The sequence below is a fragment of the Bacillus sp. Marseille-P3661 genome (genome assembly GCF_900240995.1).
GTDB lineage: Bacteria > Bacillota > Bacilli > Bacillales > Bacillaceae_J > OESV01.
Genome location: NZ_LT965953.1, coordinates 423,160 through 435,666, shown reverse-complemented (window position 1 = coordinate 435,666; position 12,507 = coordinate 423,160). Strand labels below are relative to the sequence as shown.

The window sequence follows — 12,507 nt, the reverse complement described above, 5'->3', positions numbered from 1 at the left end:
GGGAATTTAAAAGTTAAAGGTGTGACAATGTTCACATATAATTTGAATAAAAAGTGACAAAATAAAATGAAGAAATAAATAGGAGGTCAATTACTTGCTAAGTACTGATATAACAACGTTTAAGCCATTAGATCAGATAGATTTAAGTTCAAAAAATATACATAAATCCGACAAAAAGTATTCAATTTTAGACGACAAGACTCAAAAAACGATCGGTTCAATTACGATGGATCATGAAGATTCTAAAATAAAATTCGAATACGGTGGAAACCTCACCATGGATCAATATGAGATTATCCACAATAGTATTTTATATGTTAACGAGTTAGTTGAAGGAAAGATCGATGATTCTAACAGTTTGTTAGGATACTTAGAGAATGGTGAAGGAGCTTATGTCGTTACGAATTGGAATGAGTGGTATACCTTTTTACATAAAGCCAAATTTAAAACGATGGAAGGTCAAAAAGTAAAGGTTTTAGATGAGGATGGTGTAGAGATTGGCACTGGTTTATTAATGGATTATAAATTAGCTAGCGATAGCAGTGATTCATTTATTGTTACAGAATGCACACTCATTACAACTGATGGTGAAGAAACCTTTTCTACAACAACAGGCTTTAAAGTCATCGCCGCAAAAGATTGGTAAGTCTATTTATGCGTTACTAACTACTATTTAAAATTAATTATCGGCTCTCCTCCACTGTGTGGGAGAGTCTTTAAATTGGAAAACAACGAGTGTACTAATGCTTAATAGCCAACATGTGCACATCTACCATGTAATAATTGCTCTTTTTTTCAACATCAAAATAAACAAAAAACCGCACCCTATTGTTAGCCGTAACTAATTATAGAGTGCAGTTTGCCTGTTACTTACTATATTCTTTTTTTCTCCAGCCAAAATAGACAATTAACGAAATGAAAACTGAGACCATTGCAACTGCTGTATTTCGATAGACAATATGATATTCCTGACCATAATAAGCCTCAATCGTCTGATGCAGCATTAAAACATTTACTGCTAATGTAAGGAAAATTAAAACCCAATAAATCCGTCGTTTATCCATGGCGAATCTTCCTTCCGATTGCGTAGATCGTATCATTTTCAACTTCTAATTCGATTAGTGGAAGTTCACGTTGTGGAGGTCCTGCTACAGGGTGGCCTGTTGCTATGCTGAAATAGCCTTTATGACATGGACACAAAAGAATTTCTTCTTCTTTTTCATAAAAAACAGGACACTGTAGATGTGTACATTTATTATTATATGCTTTAATATCGCCATCTTTAGTGTGCACTAAAATAGCTTGATCATGTTCTGTCGGGTAGTTAAAATTAATCGAACTTCCCTTCGGAATATCGGCTAATTTCGCCACCTCAAATTTTTCAGCTGCTTCTTCCCCCTGTTTTGACATTGATTTAATTGTAAATGGTAATGTTGCTAAACCTAATGTAACTGAAGCACCTACTGCGGTTTTTAAAAACGCACGTCTATTATATGTTAAATCATCATCACGATTTAAATTATCAACAAGGTTAATCATATCGTCATCGGTATTTTTTTTATTACGACCTAATTTCTTTTCCTCTGACATCCCATGCACCCCTCTCTATAAATCTAAAAACTCAATTTTCTTCTATAAATAATGTTTGCTCAGCCAATTGTAATTAAAAGGAAGACAAAGCCGAACTATGTCCTCCTTAATCTGGCAGCAAATAATTAATCTGTATAAACTCCAAAGAATTCAGGTACATAATCCCACTTGTTGCCTTCTTTCGGTTTCTTACCTTCTACTAAATTCATTTGTGTACGTCTACGGCGTAATAATTGCATTTCTTCAAAGTCAATAAAACGAATCGCATCACTCGGACATACAGATGCACACATCGGTGCTATATCATGCTTAGAACGGTCATAACACATATCACACTTGTACATTTTATTCTCTTCAAAGTCGAACTTCGGTATTCCAAATGGACATCCAAATGTACAATTTCGGCAGCCGATACACTTTTCTTCCATTGCCGAAAGAACAACGCCTTCTTCTGTAATTTGGATCGCATTTGCAGGACAAACTCGAGCACATGCTGGATCCTTACATTGCATACATAACATTGGAAACGTTTGACGGCTTTCCATAAAATCAACATATTCAACATAGTTACGTTCTTTCGCATCATGTCCACCACACTCACGGCAAGCCGCTTGACATGAACGACACCCGATACAACGTTCAAATTCAAGATACATAATCTTATTCATAACTTCCCACTCCCTTTTTCATTCTTTCCGCACAAATCATTTCTACGCTTTAGATAATTTCACCGCACAAACTTTAAACTCTGGCATTCTAGATGTTGGATCTAATGCCGGGTTTGTTAATTGGTTAACTGATAATTCTTTTCCCCAGTGATACGGAACAAATACAGTATCATTACGGATTGCTTTTGTATGACGAACATCTAATGTCATTGATGACCGACGAGTTGTTAACTTCACTTTATCGCCATTTTGTAAATTATATTGACTTGCTAATTCCGGATGCATTTCAGCATATGGTGTTGGACATTGCTCCATTAAAAATCCCACACGACGAGTTTGATTACCAGATAAGTAATGGAACACGACGCGACCTGTTGTTAAAACATGTGGGAAATCCGGTGAAGGCATTTCCGCAGGTTCATTCCAATCCACAACAGCTAAATTTGCCTTTCCATCCGGCGTTGCAAACTTCTCTTTATACATCGTTGGTGTTCCTGGATGGTCTTCAGATGGACATGGCCAGAAAACACCATCTTCTTTATCAATACGCTCCCATGTGATACCCGAATAATCCGCTTTACCACCCTTTGAAGCGATTCGTAACTCTTCAAAAATTTCACTTGCATCATTATATTGGAAGTGCTTGCCTTTACCCATGCGTTCGGCAATCAAACTTAAAATTTTCCAATCTGGTTTCGATTCACCGATTGATTCTTTAACTTTGCGAATGCGGATAACTCGACCTTCTGTATTTGTAGTTGTGCCATCATCCTCAGCCCATGTTGATGCTGGTAACACAACATCTGCAAACTCAGCTGTTTCCGAAAGGAAGAAATCACTGACTACTAAGAAATCAAGTTTCTTAAAGCCTGCCCAAATATGTTCAACATTTGGTGCTGATACTGCAGGGTTACTACAAATCACATGCATCGCACGAATATTGCCCTCTTGAATTTCATCAAACATTTCATAAGCTGATACACCAGGCTGCGGCATATCCTTTGGATCGATTCCCCATACACCTGAAATATATTTAACAGCTTCAGGATCAGTAAGCTTACGATAGCCTGGAAGTAAATCAGATTTTTGACCATGTTCACGTCCACCTTGGCCGTTACCTTGACCAGTGAAAGTTGAAACACCTGATGCAAACTTACCAATTTGACCACGTAATAAAGCCATTGAAGTATAAAGTGCTACATTATCCACACCTTTTGTTTGCTGCTCAACACCACGAGCGAACATTACAACTGACTTTTGAGCCATGCCGTAAATATGTGCAGCCTTAATAATTTTATCAACCGAAACACCAGTAATCGCTGATGTATAATCTGGTGTAAATTTTTCTACATTTTGCTTTAGCTCTTCATAGTTGTTACAACGATTTTGAACATATTCTTCATCAACATAACCATCTTGAATTAAAATGTTCATGATTCCGTTCGCTAGTGCAGAATCCGTACCCGGAATTAAATCTAGATGCACATCTGCAATACGTGCAGTAGGCGTTTCGCGTGGATCCGCAACAATTAACTTTGCACCTTTGTCTTTTGCACGCCAAAACCATTGAATACTTGTTGGATGACATTCTGCTGTATTCGTACCAGCCATAAAGAAACAGTCTGAATGTTCTAGCTCCGGATACGGTAATGTTGAACCTCGGTCCATTCCTAACGTCTTATTAAAACCACCCGCTGCTGAACTCATACAAAAACGTCCATTATAATCAATATAGCGAGTTCCTAATGCAACACGTGCGTATTTTCCAACAAGATAGCACTTTTCGTTTGTCATCGATACACCGCCAAAAACAGACAATGCATCTTTGCCGTGTTCAGCTTGAATTCTTTTAAAGTTCTTTTCAATTAAATCAAGCGCTTCTTCCCAGCTCGATTCAACGAATTTACCATTCTTTTTGATTAATGGACGAAGAATACGGTCTTCGTGATCAACAGTTTGATAGGCTGTCACACCTTTTGGGCACATTTTACCCATTGTAACCGGCCAGTCGTAACGCGGTTCCACACCGACAACTTTGCCTGTTTTTTCATTTAAACGTATATGCATTCCGCATTGCATACCACAATAACAGCAATGCGTAGTGATTAATTTTTCGCCTGGATTTAATAGGTTTTTTACACCTGGTTTAACAAGATATTTACTCACGATATTCCCTCCTAGTTTTCTTTACCACTAGTTACTAATTGTTTCTTTACATGTTCTGGTAGGTTATAGTAATCATCTGAACGTTTTTTACCAAATCCGGATAAATGAATTCCATTATTTGTTTGAACTGGATTGAACGGATTTCCTAATGGAGATTCCATATTTAGCTGTTTCATAACACGAATGCGGCGACGGCATGGTAAGCAATAATCAGCAAGATAGCTTCCATCTTCAAGCTGTAAATCAAAAGCTTGCGCGCCTAAAATTTCTTTAACATCCTCTATTTGATCATCACTGCTGTATGTTGTTCCACATTTTTTACAAGGTCTTGTATCCACCTGTAACTCCTCTTGATAGTTCATTGGAACTGCTGTTGCCAGCGGGCGAATCGGTAAGTGGAACAGTTTCCCAAACGGAAAGTATACTAACAAAATAACTACTGTAATTTGATGAATTTGTGTTAAATAAGGGTGCAGCCAGCCATCTAAAAACGTGTAGGATACTGTTAAAAATAAACCAGTTGCAGTTACAGCTAATAGTAGGTATAACGGAAACAAATCAAATTCTGCTCGTTCTGTTACTTTCGTATCTTGTGATGTAATTCTTCTAAACAACGCCATGCAAACGCCGATTAACACCATGATTGCAGTAATGTTTAAACCGTTGTAAACCATTTCTGCAAAAAATCCATGTGCAGGCATTGTAATCGTTGGAACGCTCATCACCACGATGGCATACGTAGAGGGATCCACAAGTTTAAAATGGAACCAACCAAATGTAAGTCCAAATGTTATGACGAAAGATCCAATACATCCCCAAGCAATTAAAAAGTGCTGTAGGCCACGATATATACCGCGTTTAAAAATAAACTTTTGTAAGAAAATATTTTCGAAAGCTGTTTTAGCAATAGATTTGAAATTACGTTTTTGTCTTGATTTTGTCTTTAAGTTTTTGAAACTACGTTTAACAACCTGGTGGGTTGCCGGACGTATAAGCCAAGACCCTAGTCGTACTGTCAATCCAATCGCAAATATAAAGGAAGAAATCATGTATCCTAATAACGCCATGTCGATGTGTAGAAACTGCGAAGTAGCAATATACATTGATAAAAACAATACCACTACTACAAAGAACGAATACATGCTAACTTTTGAATAAAAAGTTCGTTCCAGTGCTTTCACTATTTATCACTCCTATAATCAAAATTAAATCATTCAAGGTCTGTTTAAATTCAATATGTCTAATGTAGTTGATGTTGGTTTCTCAGTCTGTGAACATAGTCACAATGTATTTCTTTCAAGCAACTCCTTTTTCGGTTAACAACATTACCAAGTTGTTTATGTACTTATGGTAACTGAGGTTCACAATTATGAATGTGATAGTTGTCACACTTAAAGGCCATATACTGTACATGTCAAAATTTGTTCACATTTTGACATTTTAAAATGATTCAATTTCTAACCCCACCCTTGCTCATCGTTGTTATACTTATCGTAAAAAAGATTTATTTAGTTTCCTGTTAACTTCATCACTATTTAATGAAAAGACAAATTTTTGTCATAATTTGTTCGTGTGCTGGATTACTACAACTTCACAAAACTATTCATTACTTTCAAGAGATAAAAAAAATGGCTAAATCCAATTTGGATTTAGCCATTTTTTTTGGTAGGTAGTTTACTTTTCTCTTTGTTTAAGTAACATGATCTCTTCTTCTAGTTTTGCAATCCTTTTAAGTTGGGTGTCGAGTCTGCTAGAAAGTGTCTGGATATCATCAGGTACGTAATGTTTATCCGCTTTATGATTATTTTCTTCAATTCGATATAAAATTTCCTTAATATCAGTTAAATCAATTTGGTTTACGCTTACATGGTGTTCGATGCTATCCATTTTTTCTAATCTTGCTAAGCGGCGTTCAATGGAATCAAGTTTAGCTATGAGATTTGTATTTAAATCATTTAAAAAGGTATGTATCGAGTTCATTGAAGTATCCATTTCGTACCTCTCTCTTTTGTTAATGTGATTGCTAGAAATAGGATGTAAAAGTTCACTTGTTTTAGACAATGGTTTATATTCTATTCAAAAGTCCCCATTTCTAGCGTTCCACAAATTTTGCTCATTTAATACAATAGGTTAAGAATCATCATAGTTTGAGCTTATTATTCTTCAGGCAAATTGAATTTTTCATAATATATGATGGTATCCCTGGCTAATAACTTTTTAGGCTGCGGCGGGGTATCTTGATAACCTAAACCCAAAATAGCAACGATTCTTCGGTCACTTGGAATAGAAAGCTCAGCTCTAACATAATCTTCTCGTTTCTTTGACTCCACAGGATCTTCTGAATGATAAATAGCTCCGAACCCAACACCTAATCCAGATTCAACTGCTTGTAACCAAATAAAACCGCTTGCAATTGATGCATCCTGTAACCAATATTTACTTACGTCTGGTCGACCAGTAATAACAATAGCTGCTTGAGATGTCGTCAACCAAGGCACATAAGGTGTAGAATTCGACAATGATAATAATTTTTCCTTAGCGGTGACTACTATAAATTCTCGTGATGGTAAATTATTCCCTGAAGGTGCCAAATAAGCAGACTGTAACAACTTTTCTAAAATGTCTGTTTGAATCTTTTTGTCAGTAAAGCTCGTGATTTCTCTTCTTTCTTCAATGGCTTTGAATACATCCATAAAAGATACCTCCTTCTAAATGATGACATTATAACACATTAAACCGACTTGTTTAGTTGTACTAATCTACTTCTATGAATTTTTTTAAAAAAATTTTGACAGTTTAGTGAACTTTTTGTTACAAATTTAAGAACATTTTGGTATTATTAATGTAAGATAGTTATTAAATCAAAAGGTGGCGTTTTCAAATGGAATATTTACAATATTTATTACCAACAACTTGGACTGGCGTTACATTTTTTGTTAGTTATCTTGCTTTAGCTGTGTTTATTAATATCAAACTTAATAATGCTATGAAAAAGGAACAAACAGCCGAGTAAAGCTAAAATATAGTCGGAATAATTCTCACTTTTTTATATAAAAATCTGCTTACCTCTACCATTTTGTCGAACATACATGTAACCATATTTAGATACCTTCTCAACGAGATATACATTATTGTTATCTTGACTCACATATTTTCCAAACTCAATTCAATAATACTTCTGCACTAAAAGAGCAATAAAGTTAGGTTTCTCAAAATTAGCAACAATATCAAACCCCGGATACATCAAATTATCATCAATTTGGTGTAATTCCATGTCATCTCCCCCTTTCCGGTTATTATATCTGAATTTTCCAACAATATATATGATCGTTATCACGCTTTAAAAAATTTTCAATATCGGGCATAGTCAATAAAAGACAGTTTCACACCCCTTACTGTTTCCCATATGATTTATTTCACAGACAACGTTTTACACGATAATTTAAAATGTTGTGAAAAAGGGAAAAGGTGAGATTAAATGAATACCTCTAAAAGAAATACGGTTTACGGAGCAGATCTAGTTGTTCGATCACTAGAAAGTTTGGGTTATAGAACCATTTTTGGATGTCATGGAGAAACATTACTCCCCGTTCTTGATGTCCTGAACGACTACCCCCATCAACGCTATTTGCAAATGCAACATGAACAAGCTGCTGTCCATGCTGCAGATGGCTTTGCGCGAGCATCTGGTAAACCAGGGGTTGCTTTATTAAATACTGGCGCTGGACTAACTAATGCTTTAACTGGAATAGCAACAGCATATAGTGATTCCGTTCCATTAGTTATAATCGTTGCTCAACTCAACAGAGACAAAATTGGTAAGGATGCTTTCCAAGAGGTAGATATCGCTGGTGTAACAATGCCAATCGTAAAACATAGTTTTAAAGTTAATTCAACTTCTGATATTTATGAAATGATCATGCAAGCTTCAACAATTTCAATGGAAGGTCGACGTGGGCCAGTATTAGTAGAAATATCACTAGATTTCTTGACAGAAAAAGTGGACAATCCGGCTTTTTTCACTAGAAAAGCAACTTTACCAGTAAATGCAGGTAAACCATTACCCTTAAATTCTATTAAAGCAGCTCGAAAAATGATTGAAGTAGCGAGAAAACCTGTATTATTTATTGGGGGAGGTGCAATTCTATCGGAAGCATCAGATTTATTACGTGAATTAGTTCAAACCACAGAAATACCAGTTGTTAGTTCGTTAATGGGCATCGGTGCTTTCGATGGAAATAATCCACTTTATCTTGGTATGGTAGGAATGCATGGAACTTTTGCAGCAAACAAAGCTGTTCATCAAAGTGATTTACTAATTTGTTTAGGGGTCCGATTTAGTGATCGCGTCACAGGAAAAATTAGTGGATTCTCACCAAAATCCATAAAGATTCATGTTGACATAGATGCTTCTGAAATTAATAAAATTATTGCTGTAGATTTACCGATAGTTGGCGATGTACGTTCCTTTTTAGAGAGTATTTTAGATACCCTAGATGTATATACTGTAAAATCTAATGTTGCTGATTGGAAAAACGAAACTACTCAATGGAAACGTACTGTTCCTAGATTCGAGCATTCCAATAGTATCTTGTCTCCACAAGAGGTCATCCAAATGCTAGATCACTATTCTAGCAACAACACAATAGTCGTTACTGATGTGGGCCAACATCAAATCTTCACTGCACATAATTTTAAATTTTCAAAACCACGTACCTTCCTTTCTTCTGGTGGGCTAGGAACAATGGGCTATGGATTACCAGCAGCAATTGGAGCAGCTGTCGCTATGCCGAATCATCAAGTTATCTGTGTTACAGGGGATGGCAGTTTTCAAATGAATTTGCAGGAACTAGCAACGGCAGTGAATAACAACCTTTCTTTAAAAATTGCTGTTTTAAATAATGGCTACTTAGGAATGGTTCGACAATGGCAAGAGCTGTTTTATGATCGTCGTTATTCCTCAGTAAAAATCGGCTCACCTGATTTTGCTAAATTAGCTGAAGCATATGGTGCCAAAGGGATTAAAGTAACCTCAAAAGAACAGGCAGAGCAAATTATACCAGAAGCAATACAACATCAAGGGCCAGTTTTAATGGAATTTAATGTGGTCGAAGAGGAAAACGTATATCCGATGGTTCCCCCCGGTCAAAGCAATCACCAAGTATTGCTATCGAGGTAGGTAGAAAAGCGGAAACAAGGCTATCTGTTAGATACACAGACAGCCTTGTTTTTTCAGTTAAGCAATTTTTCCTTTTTGAATTCCTTTTTTTCTTTTTGGCCGACAAGGATGGCATATAGAATAATAGAAATAACCGTAACAGGCACCATAGTCATGAACATAGAACGATAGCCTATAAGCGGTACTAAATAACCAAGTAAGAATGGGCCTGCCCCCAAACCTAGATCAAACAAAATAAAATAGGTTGTAGTAGCATGTCCTAGACGATTAGGTTCAATATCTTTAATTGCTAATGCTTGAGCAATAGAGTTAAAATTCCCGTAACCAAGTCCAATAAGAGACGCAGACAATAAGAACACGAAACTACTCGAAGCTTTGCTGAATAGTAACATGCCAACCGCTAAAAGCACCAACGCAGGATAGACAACAATATTCGCACCACTTCGATCCATAAGAGGTCCAGTAAATGGTCTAGATACTAAAATAAATATTGCATAGATAAAGAAGAATAAACTCCCTGCTTCTACTAAATCAATTTCTTTGCTATAAAATGATAAAAATGACATAACGCCTGAATATACAAACCCTATAATTAGAGCGATAAATGATATGGGTATAGACTTTGGCTCTATATAATTGTTAATTGAAAAACCTGATTTAAGTCCTTCATAATTTGATTCTTTTTTTCGATCATGATCGGCTATTTTTAACAACATGGACGTCGCTATACAAATAGCTAGAAGTCCCGTATTAAATATGAAAATGATTTTAAAATCATCGGATACTTGCGTTAATAAAATACCAATAAATGGCCCAACTGCCGAAGCAAGCACAAGACTCATACTAAAATACCCTATACCTTCTCCACGTCTCGACTTTGGGATTATTTGAGCCACAACCGTACCAGTAGCCGTGCTTATGACCCCTACAGAAAATCCATGCAGTAAACGAATGATCATTAATAAAGACAAGTTCCCTGCAATAAAATACGATAGAGTGGTTATACTAAAAAAAACTAAACCAACGAAGAATGTTTTTTTCGTTCCAATTGAGGTCATGATCCGTCCTGTTACTAATCGACCAAGAAGAGTACCAATAATAAAAATACTTGCAACTAAACCAGCTGTACTCGTTGATGCACCAAACTCAATAACAGCATATTCAGCAATTGTTACGATTAATAAATAAAAAATTAAGATAATTAAAAAATTAACAGCTGAGACAATAATAAAATTTTTAGTCCAAAGTGGTTCTTTCCCTAAATTTTCCATAATATCCCCTTAATCGCTTTAGTTTTCCTCATTTGGTTCGGCACAAAATATTTTGCAGAAAAACTAATAGTTTGTATCTAAACTGAAAATATATCTTCCACTTTGAGTTAGATATCTGCCACTTTAGGATTATATCGACCCTTTATCAATATATATCATCCATTTCTTTCACATATCAGCAACTAGGAATGATTCCAAGTCCAACCATATTTTAAATAAAATTAAGACCAACCTCACAATGTGCACAATAATAATACTATACTACACTACTCACAAAGCAATGAAACGCTCAGATTAATCCAAGCGTTTACTTGGCTTATTAGTATGCATGAAATTCACTTAATTTCGTTTTAAAAAATATCATCATATTTTACACTTAAGGTGCGAGTCCTTTTTTTAATATATTTAATTCGACCTTATATATTTCGACAGCTTCTTGATCTGAAAGATTTTTAGCAAACTTCTCAATTAAATTTCTAAATGTAACGGCTGTTATTATTTGCATGATATGAAATAATTCCGTATGATTGGTAAAATTTAATTTACTTCTATCTAACATTCCGACCATCTCGTTAAAGCTTTTACTATAGGCCTGTTCACTAAAAATCCCCGAAAATGTATTTTCAACCTTATGTGTCATATTTAAAAAAGCATTTCTCAAAAAATTCAAATGGCACTCTTTCTTAATAATTAATAGGTAAAATTCAACCAATGCATTAAATAAATCGCCATTATGGCTCTCTAAGATTGAGATAAATTGATTATTTTGTTCTGCTACATAATCTTTTAGTAAAAAGAAAAAGGCATCCTCTTTATCCTCGAAATATTGATAAAAGCTGCCTCGAGGAATGCCCGCTGTTTTTACAATATTAGCAATTGAAGCTTCAAATAAAGGGACCCTTGAAAACTCTTCTTTAATAGCCGCCATTAATGTTTGCTTTTTATTTTCATGTAAATTGTAAAAGGTTTCCTTCGGCATGATTCAATCGCCCCCTCATTCCACACACCATAACAGTAAAAGTCCATCAACCAACAATTATCATTATCTAAATTGCTCTTTCTTCCTCCAAAAACTTAACCAAATGTTGAATTGCCAACAACGGCTGGTCTTTAACTAGTGAGATATACCTCATTTTTGTCGTTTCGGTCACAAGGTCACTTCTTCTCATTCGTTCAATAATAAAATTAGTACTCAAATTTATAACCTCTTTTTGTTTAAACTTTGCCTCTTTCGAGAATGCCATTCCAACTGCACCAATTAAAGCGTACATAAATATAGATAGCCTCATACCTTCAAGTGTTGGGCTCACAAAAAGTAAAATAAATAAATTTACTACCGATATCGAAATCAACAGAATTGACCAGATGGCATACCTTGACGCTTTTTTCAAAAAGGGAGAAACCATTTGCTCAAGCTTTTCTAATTCTCTCATTACAAAAGATGGCATATCAGCTTTATATAACATCATACTTTCTCCTTCCTATTGGTAAGTCGAATTTATAAAGTTTTTAAATTAACGAGGTCTCGTCATTAGAATTAACTGCTTTATCTTAATTGCGGGGCGTTTACACAAAGTTGCATTTACACCGCGTAACTGTAAATCACACACCAGTTTCTTTAGTTTTTGTTGAT

The 12,507-nt window shown here is 35.4% G+C and carries 13 protein-coding genes; 3 read left to right on the top strand and 10 right to left on the bottom strand.

What is annotated here, in order from left to right; genetic code table 11:
- The first annotated feature begins 94 nt into the window (after window positions 1-94).
- Complete coding sequence (locus C1724_RS02005) at window positions 95-646, top strand: hypothetical protein (RefSeq protein ID WP_102345078.1); 552 nt, start codon at window positions 95-97, stop codon at window positions 644-646.
- A gap of 220 nt (window positions 647-866) precedes the next feature.
- Here the strand turns inward: C1724_RS02005 and C1724_RS02000 are convergent, their stop codons facing one another.
- The 7 genes from C1724_RS02000 to C1724_RS01970 all read right to left on the bottom strand — a co-directional run bounded on the left by C1724_RS02000 (window position 867) and on the right by C1724_RS01970 (window position 7,117).
- Entirely contained in the window at window positions 867-1,064 is a 198-nt protein-coding gene (locus C1724_RS02000; protein WP_102345077.1) for a hypothetical protein, read from the bottom strand.
- Window positions 1,057-1,590, bottom strand: coding sequence for a ubiquinol-cytochrome c reductase iron-sulfur subunit (locus C1724_RS01995; RefSeq protein ID WP_102345076.1), 534 nt, complete (start codon window positions 1,588-1,590; stop codon window positions 1,057-1,059). Before C1724_RS01995 ends, C1724_RS02000 begins: the two co-directional genes overlap by 8 nt.
- A 125-nt stretch (window positions 1,591-1,715) precedes the next feature.
- Window positions 1,716-2,258 carry a 4Fe-4S dicluster domain-containing protein gene (locus tag C1724_RS01990; RefSeq protein ID WP_102345075.1) on the bottom strand — a complete coding sequence of 181 codons (543 nt, stop codon included), beginning with the start codon at window positions 2,256-2,258 and terminating at the stop codon, window positions 1,716-1,718.
- Between the two features lie 42 nt (window positions 2,259-2,300).
- Window positions 2,301-4,424, bottom strand: coding sequence for a formate dehydrogenase subunit alpha (fdhF, locus tag C1724_RS01985; protein ID WP_102345074.1), 2,124 nt, complete (start codon window positions 4,422-4,424; stop codon window positions 2,301-2,303).
- An 11-nt stretch (window positions 4,425-4,435) separates the two neighbouring features.
- On the bottom strand, window positions 4,436-5,605 hold the full coding sequence (locus C1724_RS01980) for an MFS transporter (RefSeq protein WP_102345073.1): 1,170 nt from the start codon (window positions 5,603-5,605) through the stop codon (window positions 4,436-4,438).
- 493 nt (window positions 5,606-6,098) lie between these two features.
- The gene (locus tag C1724_RS01975; protein ID WP_102345072.1) at window positions 6,099-6,416 is read right to left on the bottom strand and encodes a hypothetical protein; all 318 of its coding nucleotides are present in this window, start codon (window positions 6,414-6,416) and stop codon (window positions 6,099-6,101) included.
- Between the two features lie 164 nt (window positions 6,417-6,580).
- Complete coding sequence (locus C1724_RS01970) at window positions 6,581-7,117, bottom strand: nitroreductase family protein (protein ID WP_102345071.1); 537 nt, start codon at window positions 7,115-7,117, stop codon at window positions 6,581-6,583.
- A 188-nt stretch (window positions 7,118-7,305) separates the two neighbouring features.
- Between C1724_RS01970 and C1724_RS25960 the strand changes: the two genes are divergently transcribed.
- Both C1724_RS25960 and ilvB read left to right on the top strand, forming a co-directional pair.
- Window positions 7,306-7,437, top strand: a complete 132-nt coding sequence (locus C1724_RS25960; protein WP_258000259.1) for a hypothetical protein — start codon at window positions 7,306-7,308, stop codon at window positions 7,435-7,437.
- 465 nt (window positions 7,438-7,902) lie between these two features.
- On the top strand, window positions 7,903-9,603 hold the full coding sequence (gene ilvB / locus C1724_RS01965) for a biosynthetic-type acetolactate synthase large subunit (RefSeq protein ID WP_102345070.1): 1,701 nt from the start codon (window positions 7,903-7,905) through the stop codon (window positions 9,601-9,603).
- Window positions 9,604-9,656: 53 nt separating this feature from the next.
- Here the strand turns inward: ilvB and C1724_RS01960 are convergent, their stop codons facing one another.
- From C1724_RS01960 to C1724_RS01950, 3 genes are all read right to left on the bottom strand, one after another.
- The gene (locus tag C1724_RS01960) at window positions 9,657-10,874 is read right to left on the bottom strand and encodes an MFS transporter (RefSeq protein ID WP_102345069.1); all 1,218 of its coding nucleotides are present in this window, start codon (window positions 10,872-10,874) and stop codon (window positions 9,657-9,659) included.
- A 376-nt stretch (window positions 10,875-11,250) separates the two neighbouring features.
- Window positions 11,251-11,853 carry a TetR/AcrR family transcriptional regulator gene (locus C1724_RS01955; protein ID WP_102345068.1) on the bottom strand — a complete coding sequence of 201 codons (603 nt, stop codon included), beginning with the start codon at window positions 11,851-11,853 and terminating at the stop codon, window positions 11,251-11,253.
- A 67-nt stretch (window positions 11,854-11,920) separates the two neighbouring features.
- On the bottom strand, window positions 11,921-12,343 hold the full coding sequence (locus C1724_RS01950) for a DUF5392 family protein (RefSeq protein ID WP_180994095.1): 423 nt from the start codon (window positions 12,341-12,343) through the stop codon (window positions 11,921-11,923).
- Between the last annotated feature and the right edge of the window lie 164 nt (window positions 12,344-12,507).

Coding starts and splice junctions, on each gene's coding strand:
- C1724_RS25960 (WP_258000259.1), top strand. CDS start 7,306: ATGGAATATTTACAATATTTATTACCAACAACTTGGACTGGCGTTACA.
- C1724_RS01950 (WP_180994095.1), bottom strand. CDS start 12,343: ATGATGTTATATAAAGCTGATATGCCATCTTTTGTAATGAGAGAATTA.
- C1724_RS01975 (WP_102345072.1), bottom strand. CDS start 6,416: ATGGATACTTCAATGAACTCGATACATACCTTTTTAAATGATTTAAAT.
- C1724_RS01995 (WP_102345076.1), bottom strand. CDS start 1,590: ATGTCAGAGGAAAAGAAATTAGGTCGTAATAAAAAAAATACCGATGAC.
- C1724_RS01990 (WP_102345075.1), bottom strand. CDS start 2,258: ATGAATAAGATTATGTATCTTGAATTTGAACGTTGTATCGGGTGTCGT.
- ilvB (WP_102345070.1), top strand. CDS start 7,903: ATGAATACCTCTAAAAGAAATACGGTTTACGGAGCAGATCTAGTTGTT.
- C1724_RS02000 (WP_102345077.1), bottom strand. CDS start 1,064: ATGGATAAACGACGGATTTATTGGGTTTTAATTTTCCTTACATTAGCA.
- C1724_RS01955 (WP_102345068.1), bottom strand. CDS start 11,853: ATGCCGAAGGAAACCTTTTACAATTTACATGAAAATAAAAAGCAAACA.
- C1724_RS01960 (WP_102345069.1), bottom strand. CDS start 10,874: ATGGAAAATTTAGGGAAAGAACCACTTTGGACTAAAAATTTTATTATT.
- C1724_RS01970 (WP_102345071.1), bottom strand. CDS start 7,117: ATGGATGTATTCAAAGCCATTGAAGAAAGAAGAGAAATCACGAGCTTT.